At 68.8% G+C, this 18,606-nt stretch carries 23 protein-coding genes; 7 read left to right on the top strand and 16 right to left on the bottom strand.

From position 1 onward, the window contains the following. Positions 1-6: 6 nt before the first annotated feature. Positions 7-480, top strand: coding sequence for a thioredoxin-dependent thiol peroxidase (bcp, locus tag P3102_RS29620; RefSeq protein WP_276363576.1), 474 nt, complete (start codon positions 7-9; stop codon positions 478-480). A gap of 949 nt (positions 481-1,429) precedes the next feature. Here bcp and P3102_RS29625 read toward each other — a convergent pair. The 8 genes from P3102_RS29625 to P3102_RS29660 all read right to left on the bottom strand — a co-directional run bounded on the left by P3102_RS29625 (position 1,430) and on the right by P3102_RS29660 (position 6,881). Next, complete coding sequence (locus P3102_RS29625; RefSeq protein WP_276363577.1) at positions 1,430-1,837, bottom strand: Imm1 family immunity protein; 408 nt, start codon at positions 1,835-1,837, stop codon at positions 1,430-1,432. Beyond that, positions 1,825-2,589, bottom strand: a complete 765-nt coding sequence (locus P3102_RS29630) for a DddA-like double-stranded DNA deaminase toxin (RefSeq protein ID WP_276363579.1) — start codon at positions 2,587-2,589, stop codon at positions 1,825-1,827. The genes P3102_RS29625 and P3102_RS29630 overlap by 13 nt, the downstream gene beginning before the upstream one ends. 310 nt (positions 2,590-2,899) lie before the next feature. Then, positions 2,900-3,112 carry a hypothetical protein gene (locus P3102_RS29635; protein ID WP_276363580.1) on the bottom strand — a complete coding sequence of 71 codons (213 nt, stop codon included), beginning with the start codon at positions 3,110-3,112 and terminating at the stop codon, positions 2,900-2,902. A 109-nt stretch (positions 3,113-3,221) separates the two neighbouring features. Beyond that, positions 3,222-3,827 (bottom strand): RdgB/HAM1 family non-canonical purine NTP pyrophosphatase, encoded by a 606-nt coding sequence (rdgB, locus tag P3102_RS29640; protein ID WP_276363582.1) that lies wholly within the window; start codon positions 3,825-3,827, stop codon positions 3,222-3,224. After that, positions 3,824-4,600 (bottom strand): ribonuclease PH, encoded by a 777-nt coding sequence (gene rph, locus P3102_RS29645; protein WP_276363583.1) that lies wholly within the window; start codon positions 4,598-4,600, stop codon positions 3,824-3,826. Before rph ends, rdgB begins: the two co-directional genes overlap by 4 nt. A 23-nt stretch (positions 4,601-4,623) precedes the next feature. Further along, positions 4,624-5,391, bottom strand: coding sequence for an MBL fold metallo-hydrolase (locus tag P3102_RS29650; RefSeq protein WP_276363585.1), 768 nt, complete (start codon positions 5,389-5,391; stop codon positions 4,624-4,626). A 30-nt stretch (positions 5,392-5,421) separates the two neighbouring features. After that, positions 5,422-6,228 (bottom strand): glutamate racemase, encoded by an 807-nt coding sequence (gene murI / locus P3102_RS29655; RefSeq protein ID WP_276363587.1) that lies wholly within the window; start codon positions 6,226-6,228, stop codon positions 5,422-5,424. Further along, positions 6,225-6,881 (bottom strand): rhomboid family intramembrane serine protease, encoded by a 657-nt coding sequence (locus P3102_RS29660; RefSeq protein WP_276371411.1) that lies wholly within the window; start codon positions 6,879-6,881, stop codon positions 6,225-6,227. Before P3102_RS29660 ends, murI begins: the two co-directional genes overlap by 4 nt. A gap of 91 nt (positions 6,882-6,972) precedes the next feature. On the opposite strand from P3102_RS29660, the gene P3102_RS29665 reads away from it, so the two are divergent. Next, entirely contained in the window at positions 6,973-7,845 is an 873-nt protein-coding gene (locus P3102_RS29665; protein WP_276363588.1) for an arylamine N-acetyltransferase, read from the top strand. Here the strand turns inward: P3102_RS29665 and P3102_RS29670 are convergent. The 7 genes from P3102_RS29670 to clpS all read right to left on the bottom strand — a co-directional run bounded on the left by P3102_RS29670 (position 7,806) and on the right by clpS (position 12,311). Next, entirely contained in the window at positions 7,806-8,519 is a 714-nt protein-coding gene (locus tag P3102_RS29670) for an aspartate/glutamate racemase family protein (RefSeq protein WP_276363590.1), read from the bottom strand. The two genes, P3102_RS29665 and P3102_RS29670, sit on opposite strands and share 40 nt — an antisense overlap. Positions 8,520-8,620: 101 nt before the next feature. After that, positions 8,621-9,571 (bottom strand): cysteine synthase, encoded by a 951-nt coding sequence (locus P3102_RS29675; protein ID WP_276363591.1) that lies wholly within the window; start codon positions 9,569-9,571, stop codon positions 8,621-8,623. A gap of 3 nt (positions 9,572-9,574) precedes the next feature. Then, entirely contained in the window at positions 9,575-9,847 is a 273-nt protein-coding gene (locus P3102_RS29680; protein WP_005165659.1) for a MoaD/ThiS family protein, read from the bottom strand. A gap of 72 nt (positions 9,848-9,919) precedes the next feature. Continuing rightward, positions 9,920-10,327 (bottom strand): M67 family metallopeptidase, encoded by a 408-nt coding sequence (locus P3102_RS29685; RefSeq protein ID WP_276363596.1) that lies wholly within the window; start codon positions 10,325-10,327, stop codon positions 9,920-9,922. Positions 10,328-10,468: 141 nt separating this feature from the next. Continuing rightward, positions 10,469-11,461 carry a P1 family peptidase gene (locus P3102_RS29690; RefSeq protein ID WP_276363598.1) on the bottom strand — a complete coding sequence of 331 codons (993 nt, stop codon included), beginning with the start codon at positions 11,459-11,461 and terminating at the stop codon, positions 10,469-10,471. Then, on the bottom strand, positions 11,458-12,015 hold the full coding sequence (locus P3102_RS29695; RefSeq protein ID WP_276363599.1) for a DUF2017 domain-containing protein: 558 nt from the start codon (positions 12,013-12,015) through the stop codon (positions 11,458-11,460). Before P3102_RS29695 ends, P3102_RS29690 begins: the two co-directional genes overlap by 4 nt. Further along, on the bottom strand, positions 12,012-12,311 hold the full coding sequence (gene clpS, locus P3102_RS29700; RefSeq protein ID WP_276363601.1) for an ATP-dependent Clp protease adapter ClpS: 300 nt from the start codon (positions 12,309-12,311) through the stop codon (positions 12,012-12,014). Before clpS ends, P3102_RS29695 begins: the two co-directional genes overlap by 4 nt. A gap of 74 nt (positions 12,312-12,385) precedes the next feature. Here clpS and P3102_RS29705 point away from each other — a divergent pair, with 74 nt between their 5' ends. The 3 genes from P3102_RS29705 to P3102_RS29715 are packed head-to-tail and all read left to right on the top strand — an operon-like array spanning position 12,386 to position 14,936. After that, complete coding sequence (locus tag P3102_RS29705; RefSeq protein WP_276363602.1) at positions 12,386-13,690, top strand: nicotinate phosphoribosyltransferase; 1,305 nt, start codon at positions 12,386-12,388, stop codon at positions 13,688-13,690. Positions 13,691-13,710: 20 nt separating this feature from the next. Further along, the gene (locus tag P3102_RS29710) at positions 13,711-14,286 is read left to right on the top strand and encodes a nicotinamidase (protein WP_276363604.1); all 576 of its coding nucleotides are present in this window, start codon (positions 13,711-13,713) and stop codon (positions 14,284-14,286) included. After that, positions 14,283-14,936 (top strand): bifunctional 4-hydroxy-2-oxoglutarate aldolase/2-dehydro-3-deoxy-phosphogluconate aldolase, encoded by a 654-nt coding sequence (locus P3102_RS29715; protein ID WP_276363605.1) that lies wholly within the window; start codon positions 14,283-14,285, stop codon positions 14,934-14,936. Before P3102_RS29710 ends, P3102_RS29715 begins: the two co-directional genes overlap by 4 nt. A gap of 67 nt (positions 14,937-15,003) precedes the next feature. Here P3102_RS29715 and P3102_RS29720 read toward each other — a convergent pair whose 3' ends face one another. Then, positions 15,004-15,663: a hypothetical protein gene (locus P3102_RS29720; RefSeq protein ID WP_276363607.1), complete on the bottom strand. Its 660-nt coding sequence runs from the start codon at positions 15,661-15,663 to the stop codon at positions 15,004-15,006. A gap of 143 nt (positions 15,664-15,806) precedes the next feature. Between P3102_RS29720 and P3102_RS29725 the strand changes: the two genes are divergently transcribed. Together P3102_RS29725 and P3102_RS29730 are read left to right on the top strand one after the other, a co-directional pair. Continuing rightward, positions 15,807-16,397, top strand: a complete 591-nt coding sequence (locus P3102_RS29725) for a biotin transporter BioY (protein WP_276363608.1) — start codon at positions 15,807-15,809, stop codon at positions 16,395-16,397. A gap of 125 nt (positions 16,398-16,522) precedes the next feature. Continuing rightward, positions 16,523-18,580 carry an ATP-dependent DNA helicase gene (locus tag P3102_RS29730; RefSeq protein WP_276363610.1) on the top strand — a complete coding sequence of 686 codons (2,058 nt, stop codon included), beginning with the start codon at positions 16,523-16,525 and terminating at the stop codon, positions 18,578-18,580. Positions 18,581-18,606 lie beyond the last annotated feature (26 nt).

The raw sequence follows: 18,606 nt of genomic DNA on the forward strand, positions 1-18,606 counted from the left end.
TGCGTCATGACCGAGCAGCGACTCTCCCCCGGCGACAAAGCGCCCGACTTCACCCTCCCCGACAGCGAGGGCAACGACGTCAAGCTCAGCGACTTCCGCGGCGAATCGGTCGTCGTGTACTTCTACCCGAGCGCCGGCACGCCGGGCTGCACGAAGCAGGCGTGCGACTTCCGGGACAGCCTCTCGCAGCTCGACGACGCCGGTTACCGGGTGCTCGGCATCTCCCCGGACAAGCCCGCGAAGCTCGCGAAGTTCGTCGAAGCGGAAGGGCTGACCTTCCCGCTGCTCTCCGACACGGAGAAGACCGTCCTGAAGGCCTACAGCGCCTTCGGCGAGAAAAAGAACTACGGCAAGGTCTACGAAGGCGTGATCCGCTCGACGTTCGTCGTCGACCCCGAGGGCAAGATCGCCGTGGCGCAGTACAACGTGCGCGCCACCGGCCACGTCGCGAAGCTCCTCCGGGACCTCGCCGTGTCTTAGGTACCTACCGCCGGCTCGGTACAGGTGGTCGTGAGTGGCGTTTCGGGTCAGAGCTGACCCTATTTAAGTTACCTACTCGTGACCAGCGGTTTCACTGTACGACTGGGTCTGCTCCATGGTTGTCGCAGGCATCGGGGCGGGTTGTTGTGGTCAGGACCATACGCCCCCGGGCCTCCGCCGCGCACGTGCCCGGACGCGACAGGGTCTCATGAGGGCCAGACTCGCGTCACTTGCCCCTACGCGTCGCAGGAGACGGGCGCCGTCGCTTTGCGTGGTTCCGGTACCGACAGCAGCGGCGGAACCCACACGCACTGACAACCGCCGGAACAGTGATCAGTTCCCGAAGTATCCCTCTTGATTGACCGATACATAGAGGCGACAGGCAAAGAAAGGTACGCACTATGAATCAGTGCAGTAGTACTGTGCCGACGCTCGAAGGGTTCGTCCATTGCCTAAAAAATCACTCAAGAATTCGGCCACGCACATTAGGCGACTTGCGCGAACAACTACTTAGCGTGCATGAGACGGCCTATCGCGACCTCTTGGACGACGTCTTCCATAAGCAGGGTCGTTTCTGGGAACGAATTGAAGGATACGCGAAATGGCCAGGGTTTTCTTTAATCACTGGCAGCATCAATTCAGAACTTGTCGGCTACGCGCCGGGATGCACGCTGCCCAAAGGAAGGCAGTAAGCGAACTTTTGCCCTTACGCAAATTATGGTAACGCCTGCTCGGCAAAGAAATGGTTAAGTTTTACCTGATGAACTGCCGAAGAATCGCAAGGAGGAACGCGCAACACTTTTAGTCAAGGGCGACAACGCGGCTGCAATTTCGGCATACGAAAGCTGGGGCCGGGAAAAGATTGGCACCGTAAAGCCCTTCCCGGACTCTCCCGTCCATCTCTCATATGTCCATCCGCTCAACAACGAGCGCCACTCTTCGGGTCGAGTCAGACCAGTTCTTCCGGCAAGTTTCCGCCAAGCAGGTACTTTCGCGCCAGTGGCCGCAACTTCTCCATTGGAATTTCGCAGCTGGCCGGGATTTCGCGTACGTGCCCCATGTAGTCGTAGACAACGTATTCGTCGACTGGGCCATCGCCTTGTGTTTGTGCGGCACGCGGAGTCATGAACATGAGGAATCCCTTTTCTTGCCCGATTCCCATGTCAAAGACGCCTTGTTTAGGGTCGCCTGCTATTGCGCAATTGATCATCGAAGGAACGAGGAGTCCTTTGGTGTCGCTCTGGACTTGGGTAATGAGTGCGTCGAGTTCTTCGGGCGTGTTGATGATGATGGCGGGGTCGCCTTCGGCGTAGTCGTTGTCTGGTTCTTGGTTGTACCAGACTTCTAGCGTGACCACGGTGTTGCTCCTCCGGTGAATGTTTTGCGGTATTTCGGTGCGTGGACGGTCATTGTGTAGCCTTCGGGCAGGATAATGGGCACGAGGGTGTCGCAGCCATAGGGGCCTTTGCAGGGGCGATTGTTCAGTGTCACGTCCAGGTGTTTGCGTCCTTCGCTGACCATGCGGGCGGCTAGTTTCTGCTCTATGTCGGCGGTGGTGGCGAGTTCGCCCCGGCCGTCTGGGGGGATGCCGTGGTCGCGGAGCAGGCGGGCGGCGGTGTCGGCGTCAGCGTCGCGCCCGCTGATGATGGGGTGTGCTATGCCGTGTTCGTCGATCCATCGGCCGTGTGTCTTGGTGCCTGTGTTGCTGACGACCGGCGGGGGCATCTCGGCTTGGAGCGCTTCGGCCTGCTCACGCGTGAGGCGCTGCCCGTCCGGGGTGGACGGTACGGGGGTGGGTGTCGGCGGGTTGGCCGTTGCGCCGCCGGCGGCCGTCCGGGGGCCTGCTGCGGGCGTGTACGGGACGCCTAGCGTGGACAGGTAGCCGCCGAGCAGGCCGCCTGCCCGTTCGATTATGGCCCGGACCGCGCCGATGCTCTCGGATACTTGTCCGTAGATGCTGGCGGCCTGCTGGATCTCGGGCTGCCTGGAACCGGTGCTGACCAGGGCTTGCCGGGCTTCGTCGGCCAGGCTGGCGGCATCGGTCAGGTGCCCATCCGGAAGTTTCGCCAGCGCGGCGTGCACGTTGGCGGCTAGTTCGTCGGTGCCCACCCATACCCTCTTCGTCCACCGCTTGCGGTCTTGACAGTTCGATCACCCGATGGGAAAAAGCCCTCGCTTTCCCGGAGTCGGGGAGTGTCGGCAGATGCCCACCAAGGCGCCCCACCCGTCGAAGACGGACTACGGCACCGCGCCTGCGGGATCGATCATCGCCCACGCGAGGACGTGCGCACCCGTGCTGGGCACTGGTGCTTTCGGGTGGCCTTATCGTGTTCAGTGTCCAAAAACGCTGTCAGAAAAGGCTTTTTGACGAGAAAGGGAGTGACAGGGCATCCACACCGCCGGAACGTGAAGGAGTTTTTCAGGAGGCCCGCGCCGCGACCTGTTTCATGATCCGTTCCCAGCCCGGACGGTGCACCTTCGGATTCCACGCGGACAGCTTCGGGTCCGAGATCTCCTTACCCAGCACACCGCTCAACCGGTCGATCACATCCCGGTTGCCGGCGTGCTGGGTCTCGCGCTTCTCCGGCTTCCCCGCCTGATTCCGCGACAGTCGCGCATACGAGTCCAACACCGGCTGACGCCCACCCTGACCTGCACCAACCTGATGACTGAATCCCATGTGATCCACAGTAGGTACATAAGACACGTTCAGCTAAAACCCGAAACGCCGTTCACGACACTCAACCAGCCAGCTTCCGCAGCTCTCCCACCAACGCCCGCAGCGCCTTCCCCCGGTGCGAGGCTTCATCCTTTTCGGACGGTTCCAGCTCCGCCGAAGTCCGCGTCCCACCTTCCGGCACGAAGATCGGGTCGTAGCCGAATCCGTTGGCGCCACGGCGTTCCCTGATCAGCGAGCCGCGCCATTCCCCGCGCACCACGGTCTCGTCACCACCGGGGACGACCAGCGCGGCCGCGCAGACGAAGGCGGCGCCCATCCGCTCGTCGGGCATGTCGGACAACTGCGCCAGCACGAGGTCCAGGTTCGCCTCGTCGTCGCCGTGCTTGCCCGACCAGCGGGCCGAAAGCACACCCGGCATGCCGTTGAGCGCGTCGACGGAGATGCCGGAGTCGTCGGCGATGGCCGGGAGACCGGTCGCCGCGACCGCGTCCTTGGCCTTCGCGAGCGCGTTGCCTTCGAAGTCCGGAGCGGTTTCGGGCGCTTCGGGGAACTCGGGGACGTCGGCGAGCCCGATGACCTCGATGCCCTCGATCCCCTCCGCCACCAGGATGCGCCGAAGTTCGCCGAGCTTCTTCGCGTTGCGGGTGGCCAGCAGCAGCTTGGTCACTTCGCGCCCTTCTTCTTGTCCGGGCGCGGCTCGGGAAGCTCGCCGGGATACGGCAACGCGAGGGCTTCGGTCTGGAGGCGGGTCAGTTCCTCGCAGCCCGCGAGCGCCATGTCCAGCATCCTGTCCAAAGTGGATCGCGCGAAGGTGGCGCCCTCACCGGTGCCCTGCACCTCGATCATGGTGCCCGCGTCGGTGGCGACCACGTTCATGTCGACCTCCGCGCGCGAGTCCTCTTCGTACGGCAGGTCGAGGCGCACACGGCCGTCGACCACGCCCACGCTCACCGCCGCGACCGAAGCCGAAAGGGGCTGCGGGTCGGCGAGGCGGCCCGCGGCGGCGAGCCAGGTGACGGCGTCGGCGAGCGCGACGTAGCCACCGGTCACCGCGGCCGTGCGGGTGCCGCCGTCGGCCTGGATGACGTCACAGTCGATGACGATCGTGTTCTCCCCCAGCGCCGCCAGGTCGATGCAGGCCCGCAGGGACCGGCCGATCAGCCGGGAGATCTCGTGCGTGCGGCCGCCGACGCGGCCCTTGATGGATTCCCGATCACTGCGGGTGTTGGTCGCCGACGGCAGCATCGCGTACTCGGCGGTGACCCAGCCGAGGCCGGAGCCTGCCCGCCAGCGGGGGACGCCTTCGGTGACACTCGCCGCGCACAGCACCCGGGTGTCGCCGAACTCGATCATCACCGAGCCCGCGGGCCACCGCTGGAAGCCGCGGGTGATCTTGATGTCGCGAAGCTGGTCGTCGTTCCTGCCGTCTTTTCTCGCCACGGCCGCCACTCTAGAACCCCGGGTCAGAAGTCGTAGACGGCGCCCTGCTCGACCAGCTCGGCCGCCGGGAACGCGACGGCCGCCTCGGCGAGGACGGCGTCGCGGTCGGTCCAGGGCGCCACGTGGGTGAGCAGCAGCCGCCCCACCCCCGCCTTGCGGCCCAGCTCCCCCGCTTCCTTGCCGGACAGGTGGACGCCGGGGGGCCGGTCTGGCGAGTCGGTCCAAGACGCTTCGGACAACAGGACGTCGACGCCGCCGGCGAGTTCGGTCAGAATGTCGCAGACGCCGGTGTCGCCGGTGTAGGCGAAGGTCTTGCCGCCGTGCGATACGCGCAGGCCGAACGCCGGGGTCGGGTGGTCGACCGGGACCGCGGTGACCTCGAACGGACCGATCACCAGGGGGCCTTCCCGCAGGACGTCGAAGGCGAAGACGTCGGAGAGATCGGTCGTCGCTCGTTCCGCCTCGTTCGCCGCGTAGGCGTGGGCGAGCCGCTCGTGCACGTCCGAGGGCCCGTACACCGGCAGCCGCCGCGGCCTCGCCGGATACGGCAGCTCGGGATGGTAGCGCCGGAGCACGGTGAGCGCGCTGACGTCGGCGCAGTGATCGGGGTGCAGGTGCGAAAGGATCAGCGCGTCCAGATCGAACGGGTCGCGCAGGGCCTGCAACCTGGCGAGCGTCCCATTGCCGAGTTCGAGCCCCAGGACGAACCCGTCCGCCTCGAGCAGGTAGCCGGACGCGGCGGCGTCGGGCCCGGGAATGCTGCCGGAGCAGCCGAGGATCGTGAGACGCACTGTGACACCTTAAGCACGGAATCGGCGTTTTCAGGCGCTGGTGGGAGCCAGCACACCCGGAGCGAAACCCATGAACCGCTGAGCGAGCCTCGTGAACGGCTCGGCGGATCCGGTGGCGACGAACTCGTGCCGCGGCGGGGTGTCGCGCTCGGCAAGGAGGTCGGCTTCGGTGAGGAGGCGCACGAGGTCACGCGCGGTCTCTTCGGCACTGGACACCAGCGTGACGTCCTGGCCCATGACGATCTGCAGCACCCCGGACAGCAACGGGTAGTGCGTGCAGCCCATGACCAGCGTGTCGACCTGCGCGTCCAGCAGTGGTTCCAGATAGCCCTGCGCGAGCCCCAGCACCTGGCGCCCGGTGGTGATCCCGCGTTCGACGAAGTCCACGAACCGCGGGCACGCGACGCTGGTGATCTCGACGTCCCGCGCGGCGGTGAAGGCGTCGTCGTAGGCGCGGGACCGGACGGTGCCCTCGGTGCCGATCACGCCGATGCGGCCGGAGCGCGTGGCGGAAACGGCCCGGCGCGCGGCCGGGAGGACGACCTCGATCACCGGGACGTCATAGCGCTCCCTCGCGTCGCGAAGGCAGGCGGCCGACGCTGTGTTGCAGGCGATGACCAGTGCCTTCACCCCGCCGTCGACGATGTCGTCCAGCGCTTCCAGCGCGTACTGGCGTGCCGTCGCGATGGGAAGCGGGCCGTACGGGTTGCGGGCGGTGTCGCCGACGTAGCGCAACTGCTCGCCGGGCAACTGCTCCAGGATCGCCCTGGCGACGGTGAGCCCGCCCACTCCGGAATCGAAGACGCCGATCGGGGCGTCGGCGCTCGGCTTGGTCACCCGGCGAGGCTACCGGGACCGGTCGCTTTCCCGGCTGGGGACCTGTCCATCCGCGCCGTCACCCAGGCCGCGAAGACCCCGGACAGCGCGCCGAACAGGTGGCCCTGCCAGGAGACGTTCGGATCACCCGGCAGCAGGCCCCAGAGCATTCCGCTCCAGATGCCCAGCAGCACCACGGCCACCAGGATCTGCCCGACAGCACGATTGAAGATGCCCCGGACCAGCAGGAACGCGAGCCAGCCGAACGCGACGCCCGAGGCGCCCACGGTGACCATGCCACTCGGGGCGATCAGCCAGACGCCGACGCCGGAGAGCACCCAGATGATCGCGGTGACCAGCACCCATCGGCCGATGCCCGCGGACATCGCGAGGAAGGCGAACACCAGCACCGGGACGGTGTTGGAGAACAGATGCTCCCAGCCCGCGTGCAGCAACGGCGCCCAGATCACGCCGTCGAGATCGGAGACTTCGCGGGCGACGATGCCGCCGCTCTGGTCCAGGTCGGCGGGCAGCACGACGTCGACCAGCTCGACCAGGTAGAGCAGCGCGGTGAAGGCCAGCGTGGCGATCGCGGCGGCCCTCGGGTTCGGCGGCAGGACGCGTTTGGCCGGATCCGTACCGGGCTCGCTCGCCGGGGCCGGCTGGGGAGACAAAGGGGTCACCTCCCCAGGCTACGGCGGCGACCGGCGGAATCGCCTCCGTGAGAACCCTGAATTGTCGGTGGGGGCCGCTACCGTCGAGCACATGGGGACTTCTTCTTCCGAGCACGTCGACGTGCCCGCCTACCTCGCGCGACTCGGCCTCGAGCGGGAGCCGCCGGGTCTCGGCGCGCTCTTCCGGCTCCACACGGCACATGTGGAGCGGGTGCCGTACGAGGATTTCGAAGTCCAGCTGGGCCGGGTGACCTCGCTGGATCCCGCGGTGTCGTTCAGCCGGATCGCCGCCGGTCGCGGCGGCTACTGCTATCACCTCAACGGCGCGTTCTCGGCGCTGCTGCGGGCGCTCGGTTACCAGGTCACCCGGCATCCGAGCGGGGCACAGCTCGCGGGTGATCGCGCCGGGATCCATCTCAACCACCTGGCGCTCACGGTGACCGGCCTGCCGGAGACCCCCGAGGTAGGCTGGCTGGTCGACGTGGGGCTCGGGGACGGCCTCCACGAGCCGATCCCGTTGCGTGAAGGCGAGTACAAGCAGGGGCCGCTGGTGTTCCGCATGCGGGCGTCGGGCGTCACGCCCGGCGGCTGGCGGTTCGACCACGATCCGCAGGGCAGTTTCGTCGGGATGGATTTCGCGCCGGAGGCGGCCGTGCTGGCGGACTTCGCCGAAAAGCACGTCGAGCTGTCCACGTCCGCGGATTCCGGCTTCGTCCGCACGCTGGTGCTGCAGCGACGCGACGCCGAGGGCGTGGATGCGCTGCGCGCGCTGACCTTGAGCGGTCTGCCGGGCGGCAAGACGGTGCTGGACTCACCGGCCGAGTGGTGGACGGCGATCGAGGACGTCTTCGGCGTGCCCCGAGCCGGTTTCACCGGTGAAGAACAGGACAGGCTGTGGCGGCAGGCGGTCGACCAGCACCAGCGTCACACCGCGGGAGGGAGTGAGGCCTCGCCCAGCGCGTGATCCACGGCCGCCTCGGCGTGCAGCCTCGTGGTGGGGAAGGTGGGCACCGGGCTGTCTCCGGGGCCGACGAGCAGTTCGATCTCGGTGCAGCCGTAGAGGACGCCTTCCGCGCCCGCCTCGACGAGTCTCGCGATGACCTCGCGGTACCGCTCGCGGGAGCCGCCGGTGACGACGCCGTGGACGAGTTCGTCGTAGATGACCCGGTGCACCGTCTCGCGGTCCTTCTCGTCCGGGACGAGCACGTCGAGGCCGTGCGCGGCGAGACGTTCGCGGTAGAACGGCTGGGTCATGGTGAAACCGGTGCCCAGCAGCCCGACCCTGGTGATGTCGCGGGCCTTGATCGCGGCGGCCGTGGTGTCCGCGAGGTGCAGGAGCGGGATGCCCAGGCCGTCGGTGAGCCGGTCGGCGACCTTGTGCATCGTGTTGGTGCAGAGAACGACGAAGTCGGCTCCGGCGGCTTCGAGGCCGCGTGCGGCCTTGTTCAGCTCCCGTCCGGCGTCGTCCCAGCGGCCTTCGGCCTGCATCGCTTCTATTTCGGCGAAGTCCACGGAGTACAGCACGGCGCGCGCGGAGTGGTAGCCACCGCGCAGCTCGCGGACGCGCTCGTTGACCAGCCGGTAGTACTCGGCCGACGATTTCCAGCTCATCCCGCCCAGCAACCCGATGACCTTCATGCCCGCCATCGTGCACGTGCCTCCGGAAGTACCTGAAGGTCCCCTTCTTCGCGCCTGGCGCAAGGAAGGGGGCCTTCAGGTACTCGGGCGGGCGAGACGGATCAGGCCCAGAGCTGCCCGTCGAGCCTTTCGGCCGCTTCGTCGAGCGAGCCGGAGTACGCGCCCGTCGAGAGGTACTTCCACCCCGCGTCCGCGACCACGAAGGCCACGTCGGCGGGCTTCCCCGAAGCGGCGGCCTTCTCCGCCACGGCCAGCGCCGCGTGCAGCACGGCGCCGGTCGAGATCCCCGCGAAGATGCCTTCGTGCTCCAGCAACTCGCGCGTCCGGCGAAGCGCGTCGTACGCGCCGACGGAGAACCGGCCGTTGAGCACGCTCGCGTCGTAGAGCTCGGGCACGAAGCCCTCGTCGAGGTTCCGCAGGCCGTACACCAGCTCGCCGTAGCGCGGTTCGGCCGCGATGATCTGCACGTCCGGCTTCGCCTCGTGGAGGTAGCGCCCGACGCCGACCAGGGTGCCGGTGGTGCCGAGGCCGCCGACGAAATGCGTCAGCGTCGGCAGGTCCTTGAGCAGTTCGGGCCCGGTGCCGCGGTAGTGCGCGTCGGCGTTGGCCGGGTTGCCGTACTGGTAGAGCATGACCCATTCCGGGTTGGCCTCCGCCAGTTCCTTCGCGCGGCGCACGGCCTCGTTGGACCCGCCGGCGGCCGGGGAGAACACGATCCGCGCGCCGTATGCCTGCAGCAGCTGCTTGCGTTCGGTGGAGGTGTTCTCCGGCATCACGCACACCAGGCCGTAGCCCTTGAGCTTCGCGGCCATGGCGAGGGAGATCCCGGTGTTGCCGGAGGTCGGCTCCAGGATCGTGGAGCCGCGCCGGAGGATGCCTTCACGCTCGGCGGCCTCGATCATCGCCAGTGCGGGGCGATCCTTGATCGAACCGGTCGGGTTGCGGTCCTCCAGCTTCGCCCACAACCGCACGTCGTGAGTGGGCGAAAGCCGGGGAAGACCGACCAACGGGGTGCCGCCGAGCGCGTCGAGCAGCGACTCGAAGCGAGCCATCGATCAGCCACCGGCCACGGCGGGCAGGATGGTCAGGGTGTCGCCGTCCTTGACCTCGGCTTCGAGGCCGCCGGAGAAGCGGACGTCCTCGTCGTTGACGTAGACGTTGACGAAGCGGTGCAGCTTCTCTTCCTTGACCAGGCGGGCCTTGAGGCCGCCGTGGCGGGACTCGATGTCGTCGATCACCTCGAGCACGGTCTTGCCGGTCGCCTCGACGGACTTCTCGCCGCCGGTGTGCGTACGCAGGATGGTCGGGATGGACACGGTCACGGCCATGGTTTTCTACCTCCGGTGGGTTCTCTGCTACGCAGACGTTCGGTCCGGGCCGGGTATTCCCGGGGTCCGGGTTCAGCCGATGATCTCGACGGGCTCCTCGGTGATCTCCCCGTCCACGATCCGGTACGACCGGAACTGATGCGTGTCGGGGTCCTTGGTGGAAACGAGCACGTAGTGCGCGTCGGGTTCCGAGGCGTACGAGACATCGGTGCGGGACGGATAGGCGTCGGTCGCGGTGTGCGAGTGGTAGATGACCACCGGCACCTCGTCGTTGGCGTCCATCTCGCGGTAGAGCTTGAGCAGATCGCCCGAGTCGAATTCGTAGAACGTGGGCGAGCGCGCCGCGTTCAGCATCGGGATGTACCGCTCGGGGCGGTCCGATCCCTCGGGACCGGCGATCACCCCGCACGCCTCGTCGGGATGGTCACGACGGGCATGGGCGACGATCTCGTCGACGAGTTCACGGCGGATCCGGAGCACGTCGCCCATCTTAGGTGCTGGGCAGAGCCGGTCCATACTCTGAGATTGCCGCCACGCCCGCCCGCAATTCGTCACCTGCTTGCGGTCGTTGCACGCGCAAGGATCGCGGGAAGGCTCGCAAGTAGGTGACGAATTGCGGGGTCAGGAGAACGCTTCGGGCCAGACGTCGCGGTACGCGCGCATACCGCCGGCGGAGGTGGCGGTGAGCACGCCGTGCACCATCGCCCGCCCGAACACCCGCGCGGCCGCCGAGCAGAGCGTGTCCAGCACCATCGCGCGGCGGGTCGCCGCGACGGGCCCCGCGCCACCGGGCAGCTCCCGGTCACCGGTCGCCAACGCGAACACCGTGTCGCCGTCGAACATCGTGTGGGCCGGGCGGACGGCCCTGGCGAGACCGTCTTGCGCGGCCACCGCGAGCCGTCGCGCCTCCGCCTTGGACAGCGCCGCGTCGACCGCGACCACGCCGATGGTCGTGTTCAGCCCCGAAGCCTTCGCTTCGACATCGCCGGGCCGGTCGGGCCAGTGGACGCCGAACTCGCCGTCGACCTCGTGATCCGCCGCGAACGCGCGGCCGGTCGAGAGGTCCACGGCCTCGCCGGCGGCGTTCACCGCGGCGACGACACCGACGGTGAACTCCCCGACCTTCTCCGAGGCGGTCCCGATCCCGCCCTTGAGCGAGCCGGCCTTCGCCCCGGCGCCCGCACCGATGGTCCCGAGCCCGACCGGACCCGCGACAGCCGCTTCACAGGCCGCATAGCCGAAAGAGGCGTCCGGACGGTTTCCCCAGTCGCCGCGCGGCAGGTCGAACAGCACCGCGGCGGGCACGATCGGCACCACCTCGTGCGGCTCGGTCCCGACCGGGATGCCCAGGTTCCGCTCGGCGAGCCAGCGCATGACGCCGTCCGCCGCGGCCAGGCCGTACGCGCTCCCGCCGGACAGGCAGATCGCGTTGACGTGCTGGACCAGGTTCTCCGGCTCCAGCAACGTGGTCTCGCGTGTTCCGGGCGCGCCTCCGCGCTGGTCGACGGCTCCGACGGCGCCACCGGGGACGAGGACGACCGTCGTCCCGGTCGCCCAGCCGTCGCCGACCCGCTCGTACTGCCCGACCAGTACCCCCGGAACGTCGGTGATCATGACGTCAGCGACTGGATGAGGGTCTCCTGCACCCAGGTCAGCCAGTGGTAGACGCCGAGATGCGGCGCGCGCGGATCGTCCTCCGGCAGCTCGTCGGGCATGTCGTCGGTGACGTCGAGCGCGGTGCCCAGCGCCAGCCGGACGTCGTTGAGCGCGCCCAGCCAGGCGTCGGCCTGCTCGAAGGTCAGCCGTACGTTCCCGCCGTCACGCGGCAGGGTGTCCAGCACGATCTTGGCGACACCGACCTTCTTGTCCAGCAGATCGGGCTCGTGGATCGACCGCATCGCGGCGGCCGAGTCGAGGTCCTCGCGGGTCGGGTTGTCCGGGTCCAGCTTGTGGAAGTCCGGCAGCAATCGCGAAAGCACCGGATCGTCCGGCGATTCGGTCGGCCCCGTCCGGATGCCGGTCAGCTCGGCCAGCTCGTCCTGCGGCGCCTCCTCGGCGCGCGCGGTGAGCATGTCCTCCAGCTGGCTGACCAGGCCCCGCAGCACGGCGGCCTCCTGCTGCTCGAAGCCCGCGACGATGGTCTCGCCCTTGCGGCGCCATCCGTTCATGAAGGCTGCTCCATCGTCGCCCAGAGACCGGCGGCGTGGAGTTTCGCGACGTCGGTCTCCACCTTCTCCTTGGAACCGGAGGACACGATCGCCTTGCCCTTCTGGTGCACGTCGAGCATCAGCTTCGTCGCGTGGTCCCGGCTGTAACCGAACAGCTTCTGGAACACGTACGTCACGTACGACATGAGGTTCACCGGATCGTTCCAGACGACCGTCCGCCAGGGTTTGTCCTCGGAGACGAGCTCTACTCCCTGTGGATCGACCTGCGTCTGCTCGGATGCGACAGGCGTGGACATGCACTCCATGGTGTCACGGGCCCGTTCCGGTATGGGCTGGCAGGTCCGGCCATGTGGGTGAATAGGCTGACGGCATGGGTTTCCCCGAGGCGGCCACTGGCGCCAGCACCGCGCTGCTCACCGACCACTACGAGCTGACCATGCTGGCCAGCGCCCTGTCCGACGGGACTGCGGACCGGCCGTGTGTCTTCGAGGTCTTCGCACGTCGGCTGCCCGACGGCCGCCGCTACGGCGTCGTCGCGGGCACCGGGCGGGTCCTCGACTCGATCGCGGACTTCCGGTTCACCGATGCCGAGCTGAGCCAGCTGGAGGCGACGGCGGTCGTCGACGACGCCACCCTTTCGTGGCTCGCGGACTACTCCTTTTCGGGGGACATCGCCGGTTACCCCGAGGGCGAGCTCTACTTCCCCGGCTCCCCGATCCTGACCGTCACCGGCTCCTTCGGCGAGGCCGTCGTGCTGGAGACGCTGATCCTCTCGATCCTCAACCACGACAGCGCGATCGCGTCCGCGGCGGCCCGGATGTCGGGCGCCGCGCACGGCAGGCCGATCATCGAAATGGGCGGGCGCCGCACGCACGAGTACGCCGCCGTCGCCGCCGCACGGGCCGCGTACCTCGCCGGGTTCGCCACGACCTCCAACCTCGAAGCGGGCCGCCGGTACGGCATCCCGACCCGGGGCACCGTCGCGCACGCGTTCATGTTGCTGCACGACAGCGAAGAGGCGGCGTTCCGCGCACAGGTGGACAAGATGGGCGCCGACACCACCCTCCTGGTGGACACCTACGACATCACCAAGGGCATCGAAACGGCCGTCCGGGTGGCCGGGACCGAACTGGGCGCGATCCGCATCGATTCCGGCGACGTCGGCCCGCTGGCCCGCCGGGCCCGCGAGCAGCTGGACGCGCTCGGTGCCAAGGACACCCGCATCGTGGTGTCCGGCGACCTCGACGAACACGCCATCGCGGCGCTCCGCGCGGAACCCGTCGACGCGTACGGCGTCGGGACCTCGGTCGTCACCGGCTCCGGCGCGCCGACCGCCGGGATGGTCTACAAGCTCGTGGAGGTCGACGGCAGGCCGGTCGCCAAGCGCAGCGCGCACAAGGAGTCCCGCGGTGGCCGGAAATCCGTGCTGCGGCGGCACCGCGAGACCGGTACCGCCGTCGAAGAGGTGATCTGGACGGCGGGCTCGCCGGTTCCGGAACGGGGACCGAACGACCACGAATTGCAGATTCCGCTGGTCCGGGACGGCCGGACGGTGGATGATCTGCCCACGCTGGACGACGCGCGCCAGCGGCTTCGGCGGGCATTGGTGAGCCTTCCGTGGGAAGGCCTCAAGCTCTCGCACGGGGAGCCCGCCATTCCGACCGTATTCGTCTGACGAGAACTCAGGAGCACCACATGGGGACCGCCTTGATCGTGGTCGATGTGCAGAACGACTTCTGCGAAGGCGGGTCGCTCGGCCTGCCGGGTGGCGCCGCCGCCGCCGAAGCGATCTCCAAGCAAGCCGCGGAAGGTGGCTACACGCACGTCGTCGCCACCCGCGATTACCACATCGATCCGGGTGACCACTTCAGCGAGACGCCGGACTTCAAGGACAGCTGGCCGCGTCACTGCGTCGCCGGCACCTCCGGCGCGTCGTTCCACCCCGCGCTCGACGTGGTCCCGATCAGCGAGGTCTTCTCCAAGGGTGAGTACACCGCCGCGTACTCCGGCTTCGAGGGAAACGCGCGCGACGGCAAGACGCTCGACGCGTGGCTGAAGGAGCACGACGTCACCGAGGTCGACGTCGTCGGCATCGCGACCGACTTCTGTGTCCGCGCGACGGCGCTCGACGCGGTGAAGGCGGGCTTCAAGGTGCGGGTGCTGCTGGACCTCACGGTCGGTGGCTCGCAGCCGACCGTCGACGCCACGCTCGAGGACTTCGACGAGGCGGGCGTGACCTACACCGGGAAGGCGTCGGTTCCGGCCGCATGATCCAGCACGACCTCCAGGACACCCTGATCGAAAACCGGCTCGTCGCGATCCTGCGGGCCCCGGACGCGAGCCGGTTCGCCGACGCCGCCACGGTGCTGCACGCCGCCGGGGTGCGGGTGCTCGAAGCGGCGTTGACCACGCCGGGTGCCACCGACGCCATCACGACCATCCGCAAGACGCTCGGCGACGACGCGCACGTCGGCGCCGGGAGTGTGCGCGAGGTGTCCGATGTGGACGTCTCGGCGGACGCGGGCGCGACCTTCCTGGTCACCCCCACGGTGAACCCGCTGGTCATGGAACGCGCGCACGAACGCGGGCTGCCGGTCGTCTGCGGTGCGCTGACGCCGACCGAGATCGACCAGGCGTGGCGCCTCGGCGCGGCGGCGGTGAAGGTGTTCCCGATCGCCGCCGTCGGCGGGCTCGCCTACCTGCGGGCGATCCGGGCGCCGATGCCGGACATCCCGCTGGTACCGACCGGCGGCGTCCATCTCGCCGACGTCGGCAAGTACCTCGAGGCGGGTTCGATCGCCGTCGCCGCCGCGACGCCGCTTCTGGGCGACGCGCTCACCTCCGGTGGTTCACTGACGGACCTCGCGACCAGGGCGAGCGACTTCGTCGCCGCGGCCGCGAAGTACGTCTCGCGCCCCTGACCCCTCCCGCAATTCGTCACCTGCTTGCGCTTTCGACCTCCGCAAGCAGGTGACGAATTGCGGGAGGTCAGTGCTTCTTGCCGTACGGGTCGCAGCGCGCGGTCCCGAGGTAGATGTCGCCCTTCGCCGGTCCGCCCTGCGGGAACAGCCTGATGTGCAGCATGTGCGTCACGAGGCTCCCGTCGGCGGGCGCCGGGGTGACGGTCTCGTTGACCGTCAGCGACGCCAGCGCCGTCCCGCCCTTGCCGCCGGCGATGTTCACCCGGTGGTTCTGCGGGATGCTCTCCGGCAGCGTGAACCCGGAGACGTCGCCGAACTCGATGTAACCGAGGCTGCCGTCCTTGGTGGTGCTGCACTTCGCCAGGTACGTGCGGACCTTGATCACCGGGCCGCCGAACCGTTCGAGCAGGGTGGTCTCGAACCGCTGTCCGGACGCCTCGGCGACGGCGACCGCGCCGGTCCGGCCGCAGTTCGAGCCGCCACCGCCGAACCGGGCGAAGTCACCGGTGGTGCCGCCCCGCGTCTTCGCGGTCAAGGGGCCGTCGACGTCGCACGCCGCGAGATCGCCGGTGACGACGTGCTCGTTCCCGATCTCCACGTCGAGCGAACCCACCGAAGCGGACGCCGTCGCGGACGCGGGCTCAGCCGACGCGATCGCCGGTCCTCCCGTCGCCAGCGCTCCGGTCAGCATCGTCACCGACAACAGCCTCGAAACGGGTTTCTTCATAGCCGGCAGCCTCCACCAACCGCCTGGACCGCGCAGGGCCATGCCACCCGGTCGAGTGGATCGTGAGGTGGCCGACATTCGGACCGCGGCCCGCCGTCTGGCGTTAACCTCGGTTCACATTCGTGTACTCATAGGAGGTCTGAGTGTCTTCGCTGTCCGTGGCCGGCTCCCGTCCGGTCCTCGCCGACCTCGTTCCCGGCGCCCTCGTCCGCGACACGATCCTCGTCGCCGGTGGTGCCGCCCTGACCGGCGCGGCCGCGCAGATCCTGATCCCGGTGCCCGGCTCGCCGGTGCCGATGACCGGCCAGACGTTCGCCGCCCTGCTGGTCGGCGCCGCGCTCGGCTGGAAGCGCGGCGCGCTGTCGATGGCGCTGTACCTGGCCGTCGGCGCGGCCGGCTTCGGCTGGTTCCAGAACGGTTCTTCGGGCTTGTTCGGCGCCAGCGCCGGCTACATCGTCGGATTCGTCTTCGCCGGCGCCCTGGTCGGCGCGCTCGCCGGCCGCGGCGGTGACCGTACGCCGCTGCGCATGGCGGGGACGATGGTGCTGGGCAACCTCGTCATCTACTCCTTCGGCGTGCCGTGGCTGGCGGCCTCGCTGGGCGTCAGCCTGTCCACCGCGCTGGCGAAGGGCGTCGTCCCGTTCCTGATCGGGGACGCGCTGAAGATCGCCGTCGCGGCGGCGCTGCTTCCGGGCACCTGGGCGCTGGTCTCTCGCTTCCGCAAGGAGTCGTGAGCGGTCCTTTCATCGCTGCAGGAGCCGCAATGAAGGGGCCTTTCATCGCAAAATTCGCGATGAAAGGCCCCTTCATTGCACGGGGCGGACGATCTTGACGGTGCCCCCGGCTATCGTCTTGTCCCGTGCCTTCCCGTGCTGACTTCCCCGGTGTCCTCGAACTCCTGACCCACGCGGTCGAGTCCGTGGGCGGTGCCGAGCGCGAGGGCCAGGTGAAGATGGCGGACGCCGTCGGCCACGCCATCCGCACCGGCGAGCACCTGGCCGTCCAGGCGGGCACGGGCACCGGGAAGTCGTTGGCGTACCTCGTTCCCGCGATCCGGCACGCGGTCGAGAAGGAGGCGACGGTCGTGGTCTCCACGGCCACCATCGCGCTGCAGCGCCAGCTGGTCGACAGGGATCTGCCCCGGCTGGCGAAAGCGCTGAAGAAGCCGCTCGGCCGCGAGCCCACCTTCGCGATCCTCAAGGGCCGCCGTAACTACCTTTGTCTCCACCGGCTCGATTCCGGCGCCCCGGACGAGCCGGATGACCAGCAGCTGTTCGATCCGTTCGCCGTGTCCAGGCTCGGCAAGGAGGTCACCCGGCTGCGGGAATGGTCGTCCGACACCGAAACCGGTGATCGCGACGAGCTGGTCCCCGGCGTCTCGGACCAGGCGTGGCGCCAGGTGTCCGTCACCGCCAAGGAATGCCTGGGCGCCTCACGCTGCCCCATCGGCACGGACTGCTTCGCCGAGCGGTCCCGCGCCGAAGCAGGCAAGGCCGATGTCGTGGTCACCAACCACGCGCTGCTGGCGATCGACGCGCTGCAGGGCTACCAGGTGCTCCCCGAACACGACCTCGTGATCATCGACGAGGCACACGACCTCGTGGACCGCGTGACCTCCGTGGCGACCGGCGAGCTGACCAGCGGCATGGTCTCCGCCGCCGCCCGGCGCTGCGGGAAGCTGGTCGACGACGAGGTGGCCGACCAGTTGCTGGAGGCGAGCGACGGGCTGGCCCTGATCCTCGACGACCTGCCGTCGGGTCGCCTGGACTCGCTGCCACAGGCACTCACCGGCGCGATCCCCGCGGTCCGCGACGCCACGCACCGCTGCCTCACCGCGCTCGGCAAGGACCGGAAGGAAGACGTCGACGAGGCCACGGCCCGCAAACTGGCGCGGTCGCTGCTCGAAGAGGTCCACGACACCGCGGTCCGGCTGCTCGAGGCCTTCGACGACGACAAGGCACACCAGCGTGACGTCGTCTGGCTGACCGGGGACCGCTTCTCCACGAACCCGCGTCCGCCCGCGTTGAAGGTCGCACCGCTGGGTGTCGCCGGCCTGCTGCGGGAACGGGTGTTCAACCAGCACACCACCGTTCTCACGTCGGCGACGCTGACCCTGGGCGGCACGTTCGACACCATGGCCCGGCAGTGGGGGCTTCCGCCCGGCGGCGCGAGGGTCGAGAAGGCACCTGGCGCGGCGACGGACAAGGCCGCTCCCGCCGACAGCGACGACGCCGAGGGCCCGAAGTGGACCGGCCTCGACGTCGGCTCCCCGTTCGACCACAAACGCAACGGCATCCTCTATCTGGCCAAGCACCTTCCGCCGCCGGGGCGGGACGGATTGCAGCCCTCGACCATGGACGAGCTCGCCGAGCTGATCGAGGCCGCGGGTGGGCGCACGCTCGGCCTGTTCTCCTCGATGCGCGCGGCGAAGCAGGCCACCGAGGAGATGCGGGAGCGGCTCGACCTGCCGATCCTCTGTCAGGGCGACGATTCCACCGGTCTGCTGGTGCAGAAGTTCTCCGAGGACGCGCGCACCTGCCTGTTCGGCACGCTGTCGCTGTGGCAGGGCGTCGACGTGCCCGGTCCGTCGCTCCAGCTCGTGGTGGTCGACAGGATCCCGTTCCCCCGCCCGGACGACCCGGTCTCGTCGGCGCGGCAGCGGGCCGTGGAAGCCAGGGGCGGCAACGGTTTCCTCACCGTCGCGGCCACGCACGCCGCGCTGCTGCTCGCCCAGGGCACCGGGCGGCTGCACCGGTCGGTCACCGATCGCGGCGTCGTGGCGATCCTGGACTCGCGGCTGGCCACCGCCCGCTACGGCGGATTCCTGCGTGCCTCGCTGCCGCCGTTCTGGCCGACCATGGATCCGAAGGTCGCCCGCGACGCGCTGCGCCGCCTCGACGCCGCCGCCCCGGCTTGAGTGGCCTGGAACACGGCCGAGTACCG

The organism is Amycolatopsis sp. QT-25 (assembly GCF_029369745.1).
Lineage (GTDB): Bacteria > Actinomycetota > Actinomycetes > Mycobacteriales > Pseudonocardiaceae > Amycolatopsis.